This window comes from Microvirga medicaginis, from assembly GCF_052658925.1.
In genome coordinates this window covers 412,019-431,756 of record NZ_JBQWEL010000002.1, presented here as the reverse complement: position 1 = coordinate 431,756, position 19,738 = coordinate 412,019, and the positions used below count along the sequence as shown (strand labels likewise).

20 protein-coding genes are annotated in these 19,738 nt (G+C 63.2%); 10 read left to right on the top strand and 10 right to left on the bottom strand.

Going from position 1 to position 19,738, the window contains the following annotated elements:
* Positions 1–227 precede the first annotated feature (227 nt).
* Entirely contained in the window at positions 228–2,681 is a 2,454-nt protein-coding gene (locus tag ACUXUR_RS05140) for a calcium-binding protein (RefSeq protein ID WP_445501254.1), read from the top strand.
* Positions 2,682–2,771: 90 nt separating this feature from the next.
* Here ACUXUR_RS05140 and ppa read toward each other — a convergent pair whose 3' ends face one another.
* The 3 genes from ppa to acnA all read right to left on the bottom strand — a co-directional run bounded on the left by ppa (position 2,772) and on the right by acnA (position 7,057).
* Positions 2,772–3,302, bottom strand: coding sequence for an inorganic diphosphatase (ppa, locus tag ACUXUR_RS05135; RefSeq protein WP_047192514.1), 531 nt, complete (start codon positions 3,300–3,302; stop codon positions 2,772–2,774).
* 183 nt (positions 3,303–3,485) lie between these two features.
* Positions 3,486–3,992, bottom strand: a complete 507-nt coding sequence (locus tag ACUXUR_RS05130) for a GNAT family N-acetyltransferase (protein WP_445501253.1) — start codon at positions 3,990–3,992, stop codon at positions 3,486–3,488.
* 359 nt (positions 3,993–4,351) lie between these two features.
* Positions 4,352–7,057, bottom strand: a complete 2,706-nt coding sequence (acnA, locus tag ACUXUR_RS05125; RefSeq protein WP_445501252.1) for an aconitate hydratase AcnA — start codon at positions 7,055–7,057, stop codon at positions 4,352–4,354.
* Between the two features lie 234 nt (positions 7,058–7,291).
* On the opposite strand from acnA, the gene ccmA reads away from it, so the two are divergent.
* Positions 7,292–7,918: a heme ABC exporter ATP-binding protein CcmA gene (ccmA, locus tag ACUXUR_RS05120; protein ID WP_445501251.1), complete on the top strand. Its 627-nt coding sequence runs from the start codon at positions 7,292–7,294 to the stop codon at positions 7,916–7,918.
* Positions 7,915–8,583, top strand: coding sequence for a heme exporter protein CcmB (gene ccmB, locus ACUXUR_RS05115; protein WP_445501250.1), 669 nt, complete (start codon positions 7,915–7,917; stop codon positions 8,581–8,583). The genes ccmA and ccmB overlap by 4 nt, the downstream gene beginning before the upstream one ends.
* Before the next feature lie 8 nt (positions 8,584–8,591).
* Here ccmB and ACUXUR_RS05110 read toward each other — a convergent pair whose 3' ends face one another.
* Positions 8,592–9,275 (bottom strand): ArsR/SmtB family transcription factor, encoded by a 684-nt coding sequence (locus tag ACUXUR_RS05110; RefSeq protein WP_445501249.1) that lies wholly within the window; start codon positions 9,273–9,275, stop codon positions 8,592–8,594.
* Between the two features lie 80 nt (positions 9,276–9,355).
* On the opposite strand from ACUXUR_RS05110, the gene ACUXUR_RS05105 reads away from it, so the two are divergent.
* Complete coding sequence (locus ACUXUR_RS05105) at positions 9,356–9,685, top strand: NIPSNAP family protein (protein WP_445501279.1); 330 nt, start codon at positions 9,356–9,358, stop codon at positions 9,683–9,685.
* Entirely contained in the window at positions 9,682–10,062 is a 381-nt protein-coding gene (locus tag ACUXUR_RS05100) for an antibiotic biosynthesis monooxygenase family protein (RefSeq protein ID WP_445501248.1), read from the top strand. Before ACUXUR_RS05105 ends, ACUXUR_RS05100 begins: the two co-directional genes overlap by 4 nt.
* Here the strand turns inward: ACUXUR_RS05100 and ACUXUR_RS05095 are convergent.
* A complete protein-coding gene (locus tag ACUXUR_RS05095; protein ID WP_445501247.1) occupies positions 10,046–11,044 on the bottom strand; it encodes a M23 family metallopeptidase in 999 nt (332 codons plus the stop codon). The genes ACUXUR_RS05100 and ACUXUR_RS05095 overlap by 17 nt on opposite strands.
* A gap of 204 nt (positions 11,045–11,248) precedes the next feature.
* Between ACUXUR_RS05095 and ACUXUR_RS05090 the strand changes: the two genes are divergently transcribed.
* Genes ACUXUR_RS05090 through ACUXUR_RS05080 form a run of 3 tightly spaced genes read left to right on the top strand, consistent with a single transcriptional unit; the run spans position 11,249 to position 12,712 of the window.
* On the top strand, positions 11,249–11,989 hold the full coding sequence (locus ACUXUR_RS05090) for a heme ABC transporter permease (protein ID WP_445501278.1): 741 nt from the start codon (positions 11,249–11,251) through the stop codon (positions 11,987–11,989).
* Complete coding sequence (ccmD, locus tag ACUXUR_RS05085; RefSeq protein WP_445501246.1) at positions 11,989–12,144, top strand: heme exporter protein CcmD; 156 nt, start codon at positions 11,989–11,991, stop codon at positions 12,142–12,144. Before ACUXUR_RS05090 ends, ccmD begins: the two co-directional genes overlap by 1 nt.
* Entirely contained in the window at positions 12,137–12,712 is a 576-nt protein-coding gene (locus ACUXUR_RS05080; RefSeq protein WP_445501245.1) for a DsbE family thiol:disulfide interchange protein, read from the top strand. The genes ccmD and ACUXUR_RS05080 overlap by 8 nt, the downstream gene beginning before the upstream one ends.
* Here ACUXUR_RS05080 and ACUXUR_RS05075 read toward each other — a convergent pair.
* Positions 12,678–13,166, bottom strand: a complete 489-nt coding sequence (locus ACUXUR_RS05075; protein ID WP_445501244.1) for a YaiI/YqxD family protein — start codon at positions 13,164–13,166, stop codon at positions 12,678–12,680. The genes ACUXUR_RS05080 and ACUXUR_RS05075 overlap by 35 nt on opposite strands.
* A gap of 105 nt (positions 13,167–13,271) precedes the next feature.
* Here ACUXUR_RS05075 and ACUXUR_RS05070 point away from each other — a divergent pair, with 105 nt between their 5' ends.
* Positions 13,272–14,615 carry an adenylate/guanylate cyclase domain-containing protein gene (locus tag ACUXUR_RS05070; RefSeq protein ID WP_445501243.1) on the top strand — a complete coding sequence of 448 codons (1,344 nt, stop codon included), beginning with the start codon at positions 13,272–13,274 and terminating at the stop codon, positions 14,613–14,615.
* 223 nt (positions 14,616–14,838) lie between these two features.
* Here ACUXUR_RS05070 and ACUXUR_RS05065 read toward each other — a convergent pair whose 3' ends face one another.
* The gene (locus tag ACUXUR_RS05065; RefSeq protein WP_445501242.1) at positions 14,839–15,435 is read right to left on the bottom strand and encodes a septation protein A; all 597 of its coding nucleotides are present in this window, start codon (positions 15,433–15,435) and stop codon (positions 14,839–14,841) included.
* The gene (gene ftsY / locus ACUXUR_RS05060) at positions 15,432–16,751 is read right to left on the bottom strand and encodes a signal recognition particle-docking protein FtsY (RefSeq protein ID WP_445501241.1); all 1,320 of its coding nucleotides are present in this window, start codon (positions 16,749–16,751) and stop codon (positions 15,432–15,434) included. The genes ACUXUR_RS05065 and ftsY overlap by 4 nt, the downstream gene beginning before the upstream one ends.
* Positions 16,752–16,817: 66 nt before the next feature.
* Between ftsY and ACUXUR_RS05055 the strand changes: the two genes are divergently transcribed.
* Entirely contained in the window at positions 16,818–17,498 is a 681-nt protein-coding gene (locus ACUXUR_RS05055; protein WP_445501240.1) for an RluA family pseudouridine synthase, read from the top strand.
* Here the strand turns inward: ACUXUR_RS05055 and mtaB are convergent.
* The gene (mtaB, locus tag ACUXUR_RS05050; protein ID WP_445501239.1) at positions 17,495–18,748 is read right to left on the bottom strand and encodes a tRNA (N(6)-L-threonylcarbamoyladenosine(37)-C(2))-methylthiotransferase MtaB; all 1,254 of its coding nucleotides are present in this window, start codon (positions 18,746–18,748) and stop codon (positions 17,495–17,497) included. The genes ACUXUR_RS05055 and mtaB overlap by 4 nt on opposite strands.
* Positions 18,748–19,632 carry a diaminopimelate epimerase gene (gene dapF, locus ACUXUR_RS05045; RefSeq protein ID WP_445501238.1) on the bottom strand — a complete coding sequence of 295 codons (885 nt, stop codon included), beginning with the start codon at positions 19,630–19,632 and terminating at the stop codon, positions 18,748–18,750. The genes mtaB and dapF overlap by 1 nt, the downstream gene beginning before the upstream one ends.
* Positions 19,633–19,738: the final 106 nt, after the last annotated feature.

Sequence of the window (19,738 nt, the reverse complement as noted above, 5' to 3'; positions counted from 1 at the left end):
CCGTGATGTTAGGGCACGCCTTAAGGGAAGATCGTAGATTTACTCTCTATTAACGCTCCTCTCAGCGATTGGAGCGGCAGTTTCTCTTTCCAATGCTCAGGAGTGCATCGAAGGACGTTTCAAATCTGCAAAGGTGCGGCGGAAAAGTCCGATCTTGGCCCTTTCCGTTTATGACGAAATAACATATCAATATCGACCATCAGTTCTTTGCTCTTCGGAAGAGACCCATGGCCGATTATTATTTCGATCCTTCCAATCTCCCTACCTATGCCGCCGACGGAAGCGTGATCCTGAACGATGGAACCGCCTTCTTCGGCGTGACGACCTATAACGGCACGACGGGAGGCAACGCGATCAACGCGACCGGAATCCAGGACATCACGATCATTCCCGGCGTGACCATTCGCGGTCAGAACGACGGCATCAATTTTGCGGCGGTCGGCACCACCGCGAGCCCGAACAGGGTTTTCAACGCCGGCGGCTTCATCTCGTCGGTGACGGGTGCGGGCATCCATTTCGCCAATGGCGGAGACGGCCTCGTCACGAACCAGGGCACCATCACCGGCGCGACCGGCATCAAGATGGACGCCAATGGCAAGCTAGAGGTGCTGAACACCGGTACGATCATCACGTCCGGAAAGGCCGTCGTGAGCGGTTCCGCTAACGACAGGGTGGTCAATGCCGGTTTGATCCGCTCCACGGGGCCTGAGGGTATCGCCATCGACCTGGGCAGCGGCGACGACATCTATGACGGCAGCGGCGGCACCATCATCGGCAAGATCGTGCTGGGTGCCGGTAACGATAGGGCCTATGGCGGTGCGGGTTCCGAGGTCTTCGTCGGCGGAACGGGCAGCGACTTCATGGATGGCGGCGCGGGCAGCGACACGGTCGATTATTCGGGTGCGACGGGCGCTATCTCGGTGGATCTCTCCCAAACCGGCCAGCAGGCCATTGGCGGCGGGTTCGATTCCGATACGCTGGTCAGCATCGAGAACATCCTTGGCGGTGCCAACACCGATTGGCTCAAAGGCAACAGCGCCGACAATATGCTCGAAGGTGGCGCCGGCAACGATACGTTCGAAGGCGGTGCCGGCAATGACACGCTCGACGGCGGCGAGGGCGAAGATACGGCCAATTACTACGGGACGGCTGCGGTCAGACTGGACCTTCGGCTCAATGGCGTGTCCCAAAATACCTCAGGTTTCGGCTGGGACACGGTAAAGGACATCGAAAACGTCAACGGCAGCAGCAACTGGGATACCATTGACGGCAGCGATGGCACCAACAGGATTTGGGGCGGCAGTGGCAATGACAGCATCAACGGTCATGGCGGCACCGATACGCTCGAGGGCTCCGACGGCAACGATACGCTTGACGGTGGCGCGGACAACGACAGCCTCAATGGCGGCACCGGCAATGACAGTCTCATCGGTGGACTTGGCACCGACAGGCTGATCGGCGATGCCGGCAACGATACCCTTTGGGGCGGCGACGGCAATGACAGCCTGGAAGGCGGCGATGGCAACGACATGGCTGTCTTCACGGGCTCCAGGAGCAACTATATCATCTCCGCAACGACCGGCACCGAGGATACCCTATTCACGGTCAAGCATACCATCGAGGGGGCGCAGAGCGGCGAAACCATCGTCGGTGCGGGCGGCGAGGACAGCCTCAAGGGCATCCGTCTTCTGAAGTTCCTGGGTAACGACACGATCGCCCCTGCGATCTACGCTCTCACCAACTCTGCAGCTCCCACCACCGTCAGCATCTCGGGCAGCGGCGTGACTGAAAACAGCGCCGTCGACACGGCGGTCGGCGTCCTCTCCGCCACCGATGCCGATGGCGATGCGCTGACCTACACCCTCATCGACGATGCCGGAGGCGTCTTCAAGCTGGATGCCGATGGGAAGACCATTCGCGTCAAGAACAAGGACCTCCTCGATTACGACACGCACGCCACCTTTACCATCAAGGTCCAAGTGAGCGACGGAATCAAGAATCTCAGCGACGGGGCCATGGTCGGTACAGCCACGAAAGATGTGGTGATCAAGCTCATCAACGTATACGAGGACGCCGCCGTCATCCGCTACGGAACGAATGCCGGCGAGCAGGTTGTCGGCGAATACGGCAACGACAGGGTCTATGCCCTTGGCGGAAACGACCAGGCATTCGGCCGGAAGGGCAATGATCTCATCGATGGCGGCGCCGGCAACGATTACGTCATCGGCGGAGATGGGGCTGCCGGCACCGGACTGGTAGGCACCGGCAACGACACGCTTTATGGCGGCACGGGCAACGACAGCCTTTTTGGCGGCGACGGCAACGATGTCCTCTACGGCGGCACCGGCAGAGACGCTCTGTATGGCGGCGCCGGAAGTGATACCTTCGTGTTCACCGCGTCATTGGCGAGCGCGAACATCCAGTATATCGCTGATTTCAAATCAGAGGACACGATCAAGCTGTCCCGGTCGATCTTCACCAAGATCGCCAAGGGCCCTTTGTCGTCCAATGCATTCGTGGTGGGGGACCATGTGAAGGACAAGTACGATCGGATCATCTATTACAAGTCGGCGGGGGCCTTGTTCTATGATCCGGATGGAACCGGCGCCGCCAAGGCGGTTCAGTTCGCGACGATCGACAAGAACCTGGCCCTGACATACAAGGATTTCATCATCTTCTGAGGATGTCCCAATTAAAAAGCCCGGCTCGCAGAACCGGACTTTCAAGATGCAATGGCCGGAGCCTCCTCCGGCCATTTCGATTTCAGGAGCTTACTTCTTCTTGGCGCGCTCGATGCCTTCGACGATGAGGCGGCGGGCTTCGGCTGCGTCGCCCCAGCGGATGATCTTGGCCCACTTGCCGGGCTCGAGATCCTTGTAATGCTCGAAGAAGTGCTCGATCTGCTTGAGGGTGATTTCCGGCAGGTCGGTATGGTTCTGCACCCGGTCGTAGCGCTGGGTGAGCTTGCTCGACGGGACCGCGATGATCTTCTCGTCTTGGCCGCCGTCGTCCTCCATCACGAGCACGCCGACGGGACGCACGTTCATGACGGCGCCAGGTGCGATGGCGCGGGTATTGGCGATGAGCACGTCGCACGGATCACCGTCGCCGGACAGCGTGTGCGGGATGAAGCCATAATTCCCGGGATACCGCATGGCGGTATAGAGGAAGCGATCAACGAAGAGCGTGCCCGACTCCTTATCCATCTCGTATTTGATGGGCTCGCCGCCGAGCGGCACTTCGATGACGACGTTCACGTCCTCAGGCGGGTTCTTTCCAGTCGGGATCGCGTCAAGGCGCATGGAACTGTTCTCCGGAACAAGGCTCGAGACATTGTCTCAGTGAAGGCAATGCTTCTTCACTGATCAATGCAGCAAAAGGAAGCCCCGGAGCGGTCAGGCTTGACGGATCTGGATGCCGCTCGCTGAGGCTTGGGCGCTTCCTAGCCGGACTACGCGCCCGCAACAAGAAGCAAAAAGGGGTTTTTAGCGAAAGAGATAGGCGACTTTGGCAAGGGGGGTGCCGCCGATTCTCTCCTTCACCTGGGCGATGCTGCGCCCGCCAAGTCCCTCATAGAAGGCGCAGGCGCGCTCATTCTCGGCCAAGGCCCACACGGCCACCCGGGGCATGTCGCTGTGACGCAGATCGTTGAGAACCGCCTTGAACAGCCGCCGCCCAAGCCCGATCCCCTGATATTCCGGCAGGAGATAAATCTCATCGATCTCGCCGTCCGCCGGCAGCGACCGGTCGCGGCAGCGGCCGTAGGACGCATAACCGGCAATCCCCTGGCCGATGTCCAGCACCACGAGGGGCCGGCCTCGGGTCACGGTGGAGCGCCACCAGCGCTCGCCGCGGCGGGCAAACATCTTGTCGAGGATCACGCCGGGGATGATGCCGAGATAGGCTTCGCGCCATGCGGCATCGAACACCCTGGAAAGGGCTGGGGCATCATCGGGCTTGGCGTGACGGATACTGACGAGAAGGTCGCTCATGGCTCGCGGCAATGTCTTGAGAAGCAATGAAAACAGCTTCGCCGGATTATGGTTAATGGGGCGTTAATAAGCGCGAAGAGCCAAATCGGCAAAGCGTGGCTTTATTTAGTCCAAATAAGGTGCATCGGGGCACCGGCCAAAACGCCGCAAGCTCCTTTGGAGCAGCCGCAGGGCATGAACGCGATGGACCAATAGTATTCCACCTGCTGCGCAGCGGTACGTGACTCTTTGCCAACGGGGAAAGCCTACAACGATTCCATCGTCATCTCAGAAAAGCCCCGGGTGATCGCTGAATCACCCGGGGCTTCTGTTCGGTGCGCCCGCTCCTCGTCCGAAGAGCGGGCGGTTTGTTTTACGCTTTACGCTGCGAGCTGGCGCAGGACGTATTGAAGGATGCCGCCGTTGCGGAAGTACTCGACTTCCTCGAACGTATCGATGCGGCAGATCACCGGAACGCGCTTCACGGTGCCGTCGGCGGAGGTGATCTCCAGCTCCATCCGCTGACGTGGCTTCAGGTCGCCGGCAAGGCCCTTGATGGTGATGGTCTCATCGCCCTTCAGGCCCAGCGACGCCCAGGAGGTGTCGCCTTCGAACACGAAGGGAGCCACGCCCATGCCGACCAGGTTCGAGCGGTGGATGCGCTCGAAGCTCTCGGCGATGACGGCGCGGATGCCGAGCAGGCTCGTGCCCTTGGCCGCCCAGTCGCGGGACGAGCCGGTGCCGTATTCCTTGCCTGCGAGAACGACGAGCGGAACACCCTCGTCCTTGTAGCGCATGGCGGCGTCGTAGATGAACATCCGCTCGCCGGAGGGCTGGTGGATGGTGTAGCCGCCCTCGACCACATGGCCGCTCTCATCCTTCACCATCTGGTTCTTGATGCGGATGTTGGCGAAGGTGCCGCGCATCATGACCTCGTGGTTGCCGCGACGGGTGCCGTACTGGTTGAAGTCGGCAACGCGGACCTGATGCGACTGCAGGTACTCACCGGCCGGCGAGGCGGCGCGGATGTTGCCCGCAGGCGAGATGTGGTCGGTGGTGATCGAGTCCTGGAAGAGGCCGAGGATGCGGGCGTTCACGATATCCGTGACCGGCTTCGGCTCCTTGGTCATGCCTTCAAAGTAAGGCGGGTTCTGCACATAGGTCGAACCAGGCGGCCACTCATAGGTGAGGCCCGGCTCGAAGGTGACCTTTTTCCAGTTGGCGTCACCGGCGAACACGTCCGAGTAGCGGGTCTTGAACAGCTCGCTCGTGATCGTGCGGTCGATGAACTCCTGCACTTCCGTCGAAGACGGCCAGATATCCTTCAGGTACACCGGCTGACCATCCGAGCCTAAGCCGAGCGGATCCTTCGTGAGATCCACGAGCATGGAGCCGGCGAGCGCATAAGCCACCACCAGCGGAGGCGAAGCGAGGTAGTTCGCGCGCACGTCGGGATTCACGCGGCCTTCGAAGTTGCGATTCCCTGAGAGCACCGACACGGCCACGAGGTCGTTGTCGTTGATCGCCTTCGAGATGTTCTCCGGCAGCGGACCCGAGTTGCCGATGCAGGTGGTGCAGCCGAAGCCGACGAGGTTGAAGCCCAGGGCGTCCAGGCTCTCCTGAAGACCGGCCTTCTTGAAGTACTCCTCGACGATCTGCGATCCGGGCGCGAGCGATGTCTTCACCCACGGCTTTGATTTCAGGCCCTTCTTCACGGCATTGCGGGCGAGAATGCCTGCGCCGATCATCACGCTCGGGTTCGAGGTGTTGGTGCAGGAGGTGATCGCCGCGATCACCACGTCGCCGTGGCCGAGATCGTAGTTGGCGCCTTCCACCTTCACGCGCTTGCCGATTTCCTGCGCTTTACGGAACTCCTTCTCCATGGCGCCGAGGAACTCGGTCTTGGAGGTGTCGAGAGTCACGCGGTCCTGCGGACGCTTGGGGCCGGCGAGCGAGGGAACCACGTCGCCGAGGTCGAGCTCGAGGGTATCGGTGAAGACCGGGTCCGGCGTCTCGGCCGTGCGCCACATGCCCTGGGCCTTGGCGTAGGCCTCGACGAGGGCCACGCGCTCGTCCGTACGGCTGGTCGTGCGAAGATAATCGATGGTTTTCTGGTCGACGGGGAAGAAGCCGCAGGTCGCGCCGTATTCCGGAGCCATGTTGCCGATGGTGGAACGGTCGGCCACCGACATGTCGTTGAGGCCCGGGCCGTAGAATTCCACGAACTTGCCGACGACGCCCTTCTTGCGCAGCATCTGGGTGACGGTGAGCACCAGGTCGGTGGCGGTCACGCCTTCCTTCAGCTTGCCGGTCAGCTTGAAGCCGATGACTTCGGGGATCAGCATGGAGACCGGCTGGCCGAGCATGGCGGCCTCAGCCTCGATGCCGCCCACGCCCCAGCCGAGAACGGCGAGGCCGTTGACCATGGTGGTATGCGAATCGGTTCCGACGAGGGTGTCCGGATAGGCCACTTCCTCACCGCTGCCGGCGTCCTTGCGGGTCCACACGGTCTGCGAAAGGAACTCCAGATTCACCTGGTGGCAGATGCCGGTGCCGGGAGGAACGACGGAAAAGTTCTCGAATGCGGTCTGGCCCCATTTGAGGAAGCGGTAGCGCTCACCGTTGCGCTGGTATTCCAGCTCCACGTTGCGGTCGAAGGCCTTCGGGGTGCCGAACTCGTCCACGATCACCGAGTGGTCGATCACGAGATCGACGGGCACGAGCGGGTTGATCTTGCGCGGATCGCCGCCGAGGCTCTTCATGGCGTCGCGCATGGCGGCGAGATCCACCACGGCCGGAACGCCGGTGAAGTCCTGCATCAGGACGCGGGCGGGACGATAGGCGATTTCCTTTTCGTCCTTGCCCTTATTGTGGAGCCAAGCGGCCACGGCCTGGATGTCGGCCTTGGTGACCGTGCGGCCATCCTCGTAGCGGAGCAGGTTCTCGAGCAGCACCTTCATGGAGAAGGGCAGCTTCGAGGCGCCGGTGAGACCGTTCTTCTCGGCCTCGACGAGGGAGTAGTAGGTATAGGTCTTGTCACCGACATGGAGTGTCTGGCGAGCATTGAAGCTGTTGTTGAGCGTCACGGCGAATCCTCGCGTGCATTGGGTTACGAACGAACAGTTTGTTCGGCCGAAAGCGCGAAAAGCGCGCGCCGCTCCGGGGGCGCCCGGACAGGGGAAAAGCGCGCGAGGCGGATTGGACGCCTTGGCGCGCGGCGCAGCCGAGGGTGCTATAGATCATTTCCAACCATCCCGCTACACGGTTTAGAACGGTTCTGGGGTGCAAAGAGGGCAGTGCTCCCAAAGTAGGGGACGAGTTTGCGTCTGAGCGTTAACAATTTGGCCTGTGACCGAGGTGGGCGCCGGATCTTCGCGGGCGTGTCGTTCACCCTTCTGTCCGGTGAGGCCCTGGTGATCACCGGGCGCAACGGGGCCGGGAAGTCGACCCTGCTGGAGCTGCTCGCCGGGCGTCTCCATCCCGCCGGCGGAAAGATCATCTGGGAAGGAGCGGGTGAGCGCAGCCTCACCGAATGCCTTCATTACGTCGGCCATCGGGATGCGCTCAAAAGCGCGCTGACGGCCCAGGAGAACCTGGACTTCGCCCGTGACTTCCTGGGCGACCCCGCCTTGTCCGCCCGTGAGGCGCTGGAGGCCGTGGGTCTTGCCCATGCGGCTCGTTTGCCGGTGGGCTATCTCTCGGCGGGGCAGCGCCATCGCGTGGCATTGGCCCGCCTTCTCGTGGCGCATCGCCCCTTGTGGCTCCTCGACGAGCCGACCTCGGCGCTCGACACCGCCTCGCAGGAGACCCTTCGCCAACTCCTGGAGAATCACCGCGCACAAGGCGGCATGATCGCCGCCACGACCCACTCGCCGCTGTTTCTCTCCGAACCGAAAGAGATCCGGATCGAGCGCCAATCCGCCCGGATCGAGGGAGACGTGCCGTGACCCGCTCCTTCCGCGCACTCCTGCTCCGCGACCTGAAACTCGCCGCGCGCGTGGGCGGCTCCGGCGTGATGGGGCTCATCTTCTTCCTGATGATCGTGACGCTGATTCCCTTCGCGCTCGGCCCCGATCTCAACCTGCTGTCGCGAATCGGCCCGGCGATTCTTTGGATCGCGGCCTTGCTCGCGACGCTGATCGGCCTCGACCGGCTGTTCCAGGCAGACCAGGAGGACGGCTCGCTAGAACTGCTGCGTCTCTCGCCCGCCCCGCTTGAGCTGATCGTTCTCGCAAAAGTGGTGGCCTATTGGCTCACAACCGGCCTGCCGCTCGCGGTTGCCACGCCGCTCTTCGGTCTCCTCGTGGCGCTCTCGCCCGAGGGCATGCTCGCCATGGTGGCGACCCTGCTCGTCGGCACGCCCGCGCTCACCTTCATCGGCGCGGTAGGCGCGGCGCTCACGGCCTCGCTGCGGCGCGGCGGCCTGATCCTCGCAATCCTGGTGCTGCCCTTCATGATTCCAACCCTGATCTTCGGCGTCTCCGCGGCGAATGCGGCTTTGGGCGGGACTGTGCCCTTTGCGACGCCGTTCCTGATTCTCATCGCATTGTCTCTGATTGCCGCGGTCGTCGGCACGGTCGGTGCGGCAGCGGCGTTGCGGTCGGGGGAGTAAGACGGCGCTCAGCAGGCCGCCGGGCCAAACGCCGCGTTGAATGCGTCTGCGCCTTCGCAGGTGAAAGTCAGCACGCGCCCGGACTCGCGTCGGACCCATTGTCTCTCGATCATTCGGGAGAGCAATGCTGCGCCTAGGGCGCCGCCGAGATGGCTGCGCCTTTCGCTCCAATCGAGGCAGGCGCGGCAGACAGGGCGACGCCCCTTTTCCAATGCTGCCAGATCGATTCCGAACGCGACGAAGAAAGCGCGGCCCTTGGTCGTAAGGGCCAAATCCTGCCCGTCTTCGATAAGGCCCTGCCGCTGGGCTCCCCTGAGCAGAGCCACGCCCCGTTCGCCGGCGAGGTGATCGTAACAGGCGCGGGCCGATCTGAGCGCCGCATCCTTCGGGCCGGTCCGCACACGCGTTGCCCCTGTGCGCTGGGCCAATCCCATCAGAGCTTCCAGGACCTCGGCCACGTCCGGACCCGAGAGGCGATAATACCGGTGTCGTCCCTGTTTCTCCGCAATCAGCAGGTTGGCCGCCTCGAGTTTGGACAAGTGGCCGCTTGCCGTCTGGAGCGTGACGCCGGCCGCCTCGGCCAGCTCGCTCACTGTCAGTGCCCGCCCATCCATGAGGGCGGTGAGAATATTGGCACGGGCCGGATCGCCGAGAAGCGAGGCCACGGGGGCGATGACGGGACCTTCTTTCATACTTCGATCATAGCCGAACCATTGGCGTCGAACAATCGGCTAAGACGGATCGCGTTGCACATCAACCAGGATGCCGAATGATGATCACCTGCTTCATCCGCTACGAAATCGACCCCTTCAAAGTTTCGGCCTTCGAGGAATATGCCCGCACCTGGGGGCAGGCCATTCCCCGCTGCGGCGCCGATCTCATTGGCTATTACGCACCGCACGAGGGCTCCAGCACCGTCGCCTACGGCGTCTACAACATCAAAAACTTGGCCGAGTACGAGGCCTATCGCGAGCGCCTCAGGAACGATCCATTGGGTCGTGCCAATTACGAATTCGCTCAGAAGGAGCAGTTCATCCGCCAAGAGGACCGAATCTTCCTGCGGCTCGCCTCCGTGCCCCATTCGGAGCTCGTCCGGCCATGATCGCGGTGATCTTCGAAGTCTGGCCGGCCGGCGAGGATGGCCGGCACCACTATCTCGATCTCGCAGCGGCGCTGCGCTCTGACCTGCTCGCGATGGACGGCTTCATCTCCATCGAGCGTTTTCAGAGCCTCAGCGAGCCGGGCAAGCTCCTGTCGCTGTCGTTCTGGCGCGACGAGGAGGCGGTTCGGGCGTGGCGCAACCTGCCCTCCCATCGCGCCACGCAAAGCCAGGGTCGTACCGGGACCTTCAGGGACTATCGCCTGCGCGTCGCGAGCGTGATCCGCGATTACGGCTTGAACGAGCGCGAGGAGGCGCCAGCGGACAGCCGCGCGGTGCACGAGGGACTTCCTTCTCCTATCGTTACAGCCTCAAGCTAATCCCGAAGGCCTGCTCGATGGCGGGCTTACCGTCCCGCTCCACGCGGTAGATTGCGCGGTAGAGGCCGGGCCGGAAGCCGCCTGCAGGCTGCTTGATGCCGGCGAACATCATCCATTGCGCCTTGTCGCGGTCGAGCGGCGGGGCCTTGTTCTGGGCAATCGGTTTTCCGTCGGTATCGAAGAGTGTGAGGACCTGCACATCGCCGCCTTTCAGGCCGATGGCGCGCACAAAGGCCACGAGGGCAGGAGAGGAGGTAGTGGGCGTGTTCTGTTCCGAAGCGCCCGATTCGATCGCCTCCATCGTTACCGGGCCCGGAGCAAATCCTTTGTTCAGCACGCTGCCGGCCTGATAGGCGAGGGCACTCTGCACCGAAGGTTCCCAGAGCGAGGCTTGCTGCCCGGCTCCGCAGGCTTGGCTGGCGGGGCCGGAGGTGAAGGGATCGACCACCTCGCCGTCCTTGCGGACAGTGAAATGGAGATGCGGAAACTCGGTTGCGCCGGACAGGCCGATCCGCCCGATCCTGTCGCCGGCCTTCACCGTATCGCCGGGCTTTACGGCAAGGCTGTCTTTTGCCATGTGGCAGTACTGGGTCTGCCAGCCATGGCCGTGATCGACGAGGGCTCCGTTCCCGCATTCGGTGTTCTCGACCGACTCGCGGCCTCGACCGGAGACGGAGATGTCCTCCATGCTGTCGCGGGTGCGCAGAACCTTGCCGTCCGCTGCGGCCAGGACGTCGATTCCTGCTTTTTGCGCTGCCGTGGTCGGAAGGCGGATATCGGTGCCGTCATGCCCATCATAGGTCAGCGTCCCGCAGCGGTAATCCTGGGATCCAGGGGATGTGTCGTGATCCACGTAGTGCTGAATGAAGCAGGTGCGCCCAACCTCGCAGGCAGCGGGCAGGCGAAACAGCATCTCCTGCGCTTGCGCAATCTCTGGCACGGTGAGGCTCAGGGCCATCAGGCTGAAGGCAGAAAGACGCATGGTTTTCTCCGCAACAATGATGCAGATGACCATAGACCTTCCCATGGCGAATGAAAGGCAAAGCCCGGGAGGGTTTTAAGGACAATACCGGATTGCCGGAATGCGTCCTTGGCGACTAAAGAACTGCCATTCTGGCGAAATCGTTATTCAGCTTAGATAGCGCTCCTCGTTGCAGGCGTGCTTAAGGGCCGCTACATCGTGCGTATGATCCGTGAGCTTGCCAATCCCACCCGTTTCATGAATCTCAGCGGCACCCTTCTGCCCTGGGTCACGGGCTTGGCCGTGCTGCTGCTCGGCTTGGGCCTCTATCTGATCTGGTTCGTCGCGCCCGCCGATTACCAGCAGGGCGAGACGGTGAAGATCATGTACATTCACGTGCCGGCGGCCTGGCTGTCCCTGTTCTTCTACATGATCATGGCAAGCTCTGCCTTGGGCACGCTCGTGTGGCGGCATCCGCTGGCCGACGTGTCGCAGAAGGCGGCGGCGCCCATCGGCGCGGCCTTCACCCTCATCTGCCTCGTCACCGGCTCGCTCTGGGGCAAGCCCATGTGGGGCACCTATTGGCAATGGGATGCGCGGCTGACCTCCATGCTCGTGATGCTGCTCATCTATCTCGGCATTCTCGCGCTCTGGCGCGCCATCGAAGAGCCGAACCGCGCGGCGCGCGCCGTTTCGATCCTCACGCTTGTCGGTGCTGTGAACGTGCCGATCGTGAAGTTCTCGGTCGATTGGTGGAACACGCTGCACCAACCGGCCTCGGTGTTCCGCCTCGGCGGCCCGACGATCCACAGCTCCATGCTCGTGCCGCTGCTCGTGATGGCGCTGGCCTTCACCTTCATCGGGATTGCCCTGCATCTGTCGGGCATCCGCACGGAAATTCTGCGCCGTCGCGTGCGCACGCTCACAATCCTTGAGGCCGAGCGCCTCGACGCCCAGGCTGCCTGATGACGCATACCTTCTTCATCGTCTTTTCCTATGCCCTCACGGCGCTCGTGATCGCAGGCCTGACCCTTCGCGCCGTGATCGACCATCGCGCGCAGGTGCGTGCGCTCGCCGAACTCGAATCCCGTGGCGTCGGCCGGAGGTCGCGCCGTGGCTGAGGCAACCGCACCGCGCTCGCGGCTGATCTTCATCCTGCCAGTCGTCGTTTTCGTCATCCTGGCCGGTCTGTTCTTCGTACAACTCACCTCGGGCCGCAATCCCGCGGATCTCCCCTCTGCGCTTCTCAACAAGCCGGTGCCCACCTTCAGCCTCGCGCCGCTCGAAGGCCTCATGGCCGACGGCAAGCCCGTGCCGGGCTTTTCCAATGAGGACCTGAAGGGTCGCGTCACCATCGTGAATGTGTGGGCCTCCTGGTGTGCGCCCTGCCGACAGGAGCATCCGCTGCTCGTGGAACTTGCGAAGGACCCGTCCGTGCGCCTTGTGGGCATCAACCAGAAGGACAATCCGGACAACGCCCGCCGCTTCCTCGGCGCGCTCGGCAATCCTTACGCCGCCGTCGGCGTCGATCCGAACGGCCGCGCCTCCATCGATTGGGGCGTCTACGGCGTGCCGGAAACCTTCATCGTCGGCCCGGACGGCATGATCCGCCACAAGCATATCGGCCCGCTGACGCCGGAAAATATTGCAGGCTTCAAGGAGCGCCTGAGCCAAATCCCGCGCGCTTGAGGCGGTTGATCGCCACATCGAGGCCTGAGAGAAAGGCCGAGCGGTCCTTTTGCGAGAACGGCTTCGGCCCACCCGTGACTTCGCCCATGGCGCGCAGGTCTTCCATGAGGTTTCGCGTGGCGAGCGCCATGCCGATGGAGGCCTCCGTGAAGGGCTTGCCCGTGGGGCCGATCACGTCCGCGCCTGCGCTCACGCAGCGATGGGCCAGCGGGATATCGGCGGTGATCACGATGGCGCCGCGGCGCGCCCGCTCCGCGATCCAGTCATCCGCCGCATCGAAGCCGGAGCTCACCACGACGCGCTCGATCAGCGGGCTTTGCGGCACCATGAGAAAGCTGTTCGATACCACGAAGGTCTTCACCCGGTGGCGCTCGGCAACCTTGTAGACCTCGTTCTTCACAGGGCAGGCATCGGCATCCACATAGATTTCGATGGCTTGAGAGGTCTCGGTCATGAGCCATTTATTCCTTTGGCGGCAATCTTTGGCCTGATTTGACCAGCAAACTCGGTCTTCAGGCACTTGCCGTTGATAACCATAAGCCAGAACGAAAAGAACCCCGTGGACCATTCTTCGCGCATCCGATCCGCCTGGGTCTCCCTCCGCAACCGGCGGGGTTCACGGGAACTGAGCGACGCAACGACCCGGCTGATCCGCGAGGCGGATACGGGCGCCCTGCAGCGGGCCGGCATGGTCCGCGTGGTCGTCGCGGGCATTCTGCTCATGACGGTGTTGCTCGCCGCCCATGGTGTTCAGCTTGTGAATCCGATGGCCACGAAGCAGATCACCGCGGCGGAGATGACCTTGGCTCTCTTCGGGGTCTCAGGCTGGGGGAGCGCTTGGCTCGCCTCGAAACGCATCGCGGTGGAGCAGCTCCCCGTTTTTACCGCCGTGCTCGATGCGCTGCTGGTCCTCGGGAATCTCGCCTACAGCCATTGGGGCTTAGGAATCCCTGGCGGGTTGTTTGCCGTCTTTCCGGTTGCCTGGGTGGTCCCCATCACGCTTGCCGCAGTCGCCATTCACTATCAGCCGCGCCTGCAGATCCTGGTCGCGCTCATCTACGTGGCGGGCCTGTCGCTGCTCGCCTTCGGCGGCGAGGCATTGACTCCTGACGAGCGACGGGAAGATCTGTCACAGATCAACGCCGTGTTTTCCGAACAGGCGAACCTGGTTCGCCTCGCCATGATCCTGTCACTCGCGCTGATCCTCGTTCTCGTGGCGCGTCAAGGCCGCGTGCTGCTGGAGCGAGCGGTGCGCGAGACCACCTTGCGCGTCAATCTCACGCGCTATCTGCCGCGCGAGCTCGCACCCGTTCTCACGGAACAGGCTTTCGCATCGTTGAGGCAAGGGCGGCGTGCCCGCGTCACGATTCTGTTCGTGGACATGCGCGCATCCACGTCTCTCGGCGAGACCATGGACCCGGCGCAGCTCGCCGTGTTCATTACGTCGTTCCGCCGTCGTGTGCTGAGAGCCGCAAGCCGCCATGGCGGCGTCATCGACAAGTTCACGGGCGACGGCGCGCTGATCCTCTTCGGCGTGCCGGGCGCAGGCGATGACGATGCGCGCCGCGCGCTCGCCTGCGGACGCACATTGCTTCGCCTGATCGAGCGCTGGAACATCAAGCGGCAGTTCGATCCGCCCGTGCGCGTCGGCATCGGCATTCACACGGGCGAGGTCTTTTGCGGCGTGGTGGGTGACGAGAGCCGCCTCGAATTCACGGTCGTCGGCGAGACGGTCAACATTGCCTCGCGCATCGAGCAGGCCACGAAGAGCACGGATTGCGACCTGCTGGCCTCAGCGGAAACGGTGCAGGAGGCGGGCGAGGAAGGTTCCTGGGTCGAGGTGGCGCACGAGCCCCTGCGCGGCGTCACCCGCAACGTCGTCTTGCTGAAGCCCGCGGAGTGAGGCTTTGTCCTCTCTCGTCATGGCCATCTCGCTTTTGAGACACGCAGCCCTCATCCTGAGGAGGATCGCGTGAGCGATCCGTCTCGAAGGACGAGGGCGTTTTCAGAGTGCACAGGACCATCCTTCAAGACGCCGCTTTCAGCGGCTCCTCAGGATGAGGACAGAGGGATGGAGCCATGGAGCCATGGATCACCGGCACAAGGCCGGTGATGACGCGGGGTTCTTACGCTTCTTCCGTCTTCTTGGCTTCATGCCGCAACAAAAGCGGCGTCTGCGCGAGAGCGAAGGCGATGGTGAGCGGCATGATGCCGAAGACCTTGAAGCTCACCCAGAAATCCGTGCTCTGCGTGCGCCAGACGATCTCGTTAAGCGCGGCGAGCGCGAAGAAGAAGAGCGCCCAGCGAAGCGTGAGCTTGCGCCATCCTTCCTCAGTGAGATCGAACACGCTGTCGAGCACGATCTCGAGCAGGGGCTTGCGGAAATAGAGGCCGCCGAGAAGGATCACACCGAACATCGTGTTCACGATGGTGGGCTTGAGCTTGATGAACGTCTCATCCTGCAGGAAGAGCGTGAGCCCACCGAACACCACCACCACGAATCCTGAGACCAGCGGCATGATCGGCAGCTTGCGCAAAAGTGCATATGAGACGCCAAGCGCCACCAATGTCGCGCCAATGAAAAGACCGGTTGCCACGAAGATGCGCTGGTTCTCGGCAAAGCCGAACCGGCCTGCATAGGCATTCGCGATAAAGAAGAGAGCGAGCGGCCCGAGTTCGAGGGCGAGCTTGAGAAGAGGCGGGAGGCGCTTTTCGTCGGTCATGATGTTGCTTCTAACCCGGCAATGGCTTTGGCGAAATCCCCTGCGGTGAAAGGCTCCAGGTCCTCCACGCCCTCGCCGACGCCGATGAAGTGGACGGGCAGGCCGAACTTGGCGGCGAGCGCCACCAAGATGCCGCCGCGCGCAGTGCCGTCGAGCTTGGTCATGACGAGGCCCGTGACGCCCGCCGCCTTCTGGAACAGCTCGACTTGGCTCACCGCGTTCTGGCCGACCGTCGCATCGAGCACGAGGAGCGTGGCATGGGGGGCGCTCTCGTCGAATTTCTTGATCACGCGCACGATCTTTTCGAGCTCGGCCATGAGGCCCGCCTTATTCTGCAGTCGGCCTGCCGTGTCGATGAGCAGCACGTCGGTGCCGTTCGCCTTGGCTTCTTGAAGCGCATCATAGGCGAGACCGGCCGCATCCGCGCCTTGCTCGCGGGCGAGGACCGGCGCGCCGACCCGCTCGCCCCAGACCTTCAGCTGCTCGATAGCGGCAGCGCGGAAAGTATCGCCCGCTGCCAGCATGACTTTGAGACCCTGTTGCCGGAATTTTTGGGAGAGCTTGCCGATGGTGGTGGTCTTGCCCGCGCCGTTCACGCCGACCATGAGAATGACGAAGGGCTTCTTCGCGCGATCGATGGTCAGCGCATGGGCCACGGGCTGCAGCGTCTTCTCCACTTCGCTCGCGAGGATGGTGCGCACCTCCTGCGGCGAGATCTCCTTGTTGTAGCGCCCGGCCGAGATCGCTTCCGTGATGCGCATGGCGGTGGGCACGCCGAGATCGGCCTGGATCAGGGCATCCTCCAGATCCTGAAGCGTGGCATCGTCCAGCTTGCGCTTGGTGAAGAGGCCAGTGACGCTCTCCGACAGGGACGAGGAGGTGCGGCGCATGCCTTCCGTCAGGCGCTGCCACCAGCCCCGCTTCTCCGCCAGTGCCGGCTTGGCTTCGGGGGCTGCTGCAACGGACTTGTCAGCCTCGGCGACATCGGGACGCGGCTGCGGTCCGGCCTCCGTCTCGATGCGCGGGATCGGCTCCTTCGGATTGCCGCCTTCCGGCTCGACGCCTTCGACGGGCTGCAAATCGGCCCCGGCGAGTTCGACGGGGACCTTGCGCTCCTCGGGCGTCTCGGGAGAGGCCGTGGTGACGGTCGGCGGGGCAGCCGTCAGATCATCCGCGCCCGTGGCAGGCGGGGAGGGCATGGCCTCCGGTTCGCCGCCTGCCTGTGGCGTCTGGGGAGGAGTCTCAGGCTGAGTCTCCGCCTTACGCCCGAAGAGACGGGACAGGAATCCGGGCTTGTCGGGCTTCGTTTCGGCCATGGGTCTTAGCTGCCTCGTGAACGCTGGTGCTTGATTTAGTGCCTGTGCCTCGATAGCCGAGGCATCATGAATGCGGAAGAGATAGTAAGCCGTTTGCTCTATCGCGATGCCCTGATGCTCGTGATCGACAAACCCGCCGGTCTGCCGGTGCATCCCGGCCCCAAGGGCGGGGAGACCCTGTTTCATCACCTTGATGCCCTGCGTTTCGGCCTGCCCCGGCGGCCTGAAGTCGCACATCGGCTCGACAAGGACACCTCCGGCTGTCTCGTGCTGGGCCGCCACCCGAAGGCCATCGCCCGCCTCAACGAGCTTTTCCGCAAGAACGAGGTCGACAAGGTCTATTGGGCCGTGGTCGAGGGCGGGCCTCACGGAGATGAAGGCGAGATCGATCTCCCGCTTGCGCCGAAATCGCCGGATCGCGGCTGGTGGATGAAGGTGGATCCGAAGGGCCAGCCTTCGCTGACGAAATGGCGGGTCCTGGGCCGCGCGGAAGGCCTCACGCTGCTCGAACTGCGCCCCATCACGGGCCGCACCCATCAGCTGCGCGTCCATTGCGCGGCCATGAACTTCCCGATCCTGGGCGATCCGATCTACGGCACGGCCCCGCGTTTCAATGGTCCGGGCCTGCATCTCCATGCCCGCAGCATCACGGTGCCGCTCTATCCGAAGAAGCCGCCGATTCTCGTGAAAGCGCCGGTGCCGGAGCATATGCGCGAGCGGGTGAGGGCCTGCGGTGGCGCAGTTTAAGCCGCCAGCAATTCCTTTCCGTCGTGCCCGGTAATGGTGACCGGTACGATCGTGCCGGGCGTCACTTCGCCAGCGAAGCGCACGAGCGTAAAGCCTTCCGTGCGGCCAAGCTGATTGGTCTCGATCAGCACATTGCGGCGAGCACCCACCTCTTCACCAAGATGCTTCACCAGCGCAGCCTCGCCTTTTTCGCGCAGGCGTCGGGCGCGGTCCTTCACGATGTCGCGCTGAACCTGCGGCATGCGCGCGGCGGGCGTGCCGGGACGGGCTGAGAAGGGGAAGACGTGAAGATGCGTGAGATTGCACTCGTCGACGATGTCGAGGGAGCGCGAGAACATCTCTTCCGTTTCCGTCGGGAAACCCGCGATGATGTCGGCGCCGAAGACCATGTCGGGACGAAGGCGCTTCACCTGCTCGCAGAAGGCAATCGCGTCATTGCGAAGATGACGGCGCTTCATGCGCTTCAGGATCATGTCGTCGCCTGCCTGCAGCGAGAGATGCAGATGCGGCATCAGACGGCTTTCGCTAGCAATCGCATCGAGGAGATCGTGATCCGCCTCCACGGAGTCGATGGAGGAGATGCGAAGGCGTTCCAGCTCCGGCACGTGGCGCAGCAGGCCCTTCACAAGAGAACCGAGCTTCGGCTCGCCCGGGAGATCTTTTCCGTAGCTCGTGATGTCGACGCCGGTGAGCACCACCTCGCGCGAGCCGTGCTCTACGAGATTGCGCACCTGCTCCACCACCGCGCCCATGGGTACTGAGCGGGAATTGCCGCGACCATACGGGATGATGCAGAAAGTGCAGCGATGATCGCAGCCGTTCTGCACCTGCACGAAGGCGCGCGTGCGTCCGCGCATGCCGTCGATGAGATGCACAGCCGTTTCCTTCACCGCCATGATGTCGTTGACCAAAACCTTTTCGGTCGCACCCACGCCGAAATCGCGCATGCCGGCCCAGGTCTCGGCCTTCATCTTCTCATGATTGCCGACGACCTGAGCAACCTCCGGCATGGAGGCGAAGGTCTCGGGCTCCACTTGCGCGGCGCAGCCCGTCACGATGATGCGGGCATCGGGCTTTTCACGCGCGATCTTGCGGATCGACTGGCGCGCCTGACGCGTCGCCTCGGAGGTGACGGCGCAGGTGTTGACGATGACGACCTCGCCGAGGCCCGCATCCTCCGCGTGGCGCTGCATGGCCTCCGACTCGTAGGTGTTGAGCCGGCAGCCGAAGGTGACGACTTCGACGCTCATCAGGCTGCCCCCGCGAACAGGGCAGGGGAGAAGAAGCCCTCGTGCTCCAGCTCCGTCTCGCCGGTCATGAGCACATGATCGTCGCTCTCGCGCCATTCGATCACGAGGTCGCCGCCGGGAAGCGAGATCGTGGCCTTGCGGCCTGTCATTCCCTTGCGTGCCGCTGCCACGAGCGTGGCGCAGGCGGCCGAGCCGCAGGCGCGGGTGGCGCCTGCTCCGCGCTCCCAGACGCGAAGCACGATGTGTTCGGGGTTCACCACTTCAGCGAAGGAAATGTTGGCGCGTTCGGGGAAGACCGGGTCGTGTTCAAATTTCGGGCCGATGGCGGCCAAGTCGTAGGATTGTGCGTCCTTCACCCAGAAGATGGCATGCGGGTTGCCCATGCTGACAGCCGACGGGTCCTGCAACTCGGGATGGTCCGGGATCTGCGTGTCGACCGCGATGGCGCGGGTGTCGGAAACGGGATCGCGCAGGGGAATCTCGTTCCAGCTCAGACGCGGCGGGCCCATGTCCACGGTGAAGACCGTGTCGGACAGGCGCGTCACCGGCAGCAGACCGGCCTTGGTTTCGAGCACTAGGTCCTCGTGGGTCGGACGGCCCATGATCGAATCCGCCACCATCGCCCAGGCGACGCAGCGGGTGCCGTTGCCGCAGGCACCGGATTCCGAGCCGTCCGTGTTGTAGATGTGCATATAGGCATCCGTCCCGGGGGAGACCGGATCGTGCAGCACCATCAGCTGGTCGAAGCGCGAGCGTGGATCGGCCGCGATCGCGCGCGCTTCCGCAGCGCTCACGATATGGGGTGAGCCGCGCAGGTCCAGCACGGTGATCTCGTTGCCGAGGCCGTTCATCTTGAGAAAACGGTGGTTCGAAAGGGTGTTCATAGGCCGTATATGGCTGAAAACGTGAGGAATCGCGAGAGGGAAGAAGACTGCCTGCGGCAATATCGTTAGAGCATTTTCGGCGAGGTGGATCGGGTTCGCCGTTCAA

What these genes read in the sequence shown, in the direction of transcription:
- ACUXUR_RS05140 (WP_445501254.1), top strand. Translation starts at nt 228, where the DNA reads ATGGCCGATTATTATTTCGATCCTTCCAATCTCCCTACCTATGCCGCC.
- ppa (WP_047192514.1), bottom strand. Translation starts at nt 3,302, where the DNA reads ATGCGCCTTGACGCGATCCCGACTGGAAAGAACCCGCCTGAGGACGTG.
- ACUXUR_RS05130 (WP_445501253.1), bottom strand. Translation starts at nt 3,992, where the DNA reads ATGAGCGACCTTCTCGTCAGTATCCGTCACGCCAAGCCCGATGATGCC.
- ACUXUR_RS05110 (WP_445501249.1), bottom strand. Translation starts at nt 9,275, where the DNA reads ATGAAAGAAGGTCCCGTCATCGCCCCCGTGGCCTCGCTTCTCGGCGAT.
- ACUXUR_RS05105 (WP_445501279.1), top strand. Translation starts at nt 9,356, where the DNA reads ATGATCACCTGCTTCATCCGCTACGAAATCGACCCCTTCAAAGTTTCG.
- ACUXUR_RS05100 (WP_445501248.1), top strand. Translation starts at nt 9,682, where the DNA reads ATGATCGCGGTGATCTTCGAAGTCTGGCCGGCCGGCGAGGATGGCCGG.
- ACUXUR_RS05095 (WP_445501247.1), bottom strand. Translation starts at nt 11,044, where the DNA reads ATGCGTCTTTCTGCCTTCAGCCTGATGGCCCTGAGCCTCACCGTGCCA.
- ACUXUR_RS05090 (WP_445501278.1), top strand. Translation starts at nt 11,249, where the DNA reads ATGATCCGTGAGCTTGCCAATCCCACCCGTTTCATGAATCTCAGCGGC.
- ccmD (WP_445501246.1), top strand. Translation starts at nt 11,989, where the DNA reads ATGACGCATACCTTCTTCATCGTCTTTTCCTATGCCCTCACGGCGCTC.
- ACUXUR_RS05075 (WP_445501244.1), bottom strand. Translation starts at nt 13,166, where the DNA reads ATGACCGAGACCTCTCAAGCCATCGAAATCTATGTGGATGCCGATGCC.
- ACUXUR_RS05065 (WP_445501242.1), bottom strand. Translation starts at nt 15,435, where the DNA reads ATGACCGACGAAAAGCGCCTCCCGCCTCTTCTCAAGCTCGCCCTCGAA.
- ftsY (WP_445501241.1), bottom strand. Translation starts at nt 16,751, where the DNA reads ATGGCCGAAACGAAGCCCGACAAGCCCGGATTCCTGTCCCGTCTCTTC.
- ACUXUR_RS05055 (WP_445501240.1), top strand. Translation starts at nt 16,818, where the DNA reads ATGAATGCGGAAGAGATAGTAAGCCGTTTGCTCTATCGCGATGCCCTG.
- mtaB (WP_445501239.1), bottom strand. Translation starts at nt 18,748, where the DNA reads ATGAGCGTCGAAGTCGTCACCTTCGGCTGCCGGCTCAACACCTACGAG.
- dapF (WP_445501238.1), bottom strand. Translation starts at nt 19,632, where the DNA reads ATGAACACCCTTTCGAACCACCGTTTTCTCAAGATGAACGGCCTCGGC.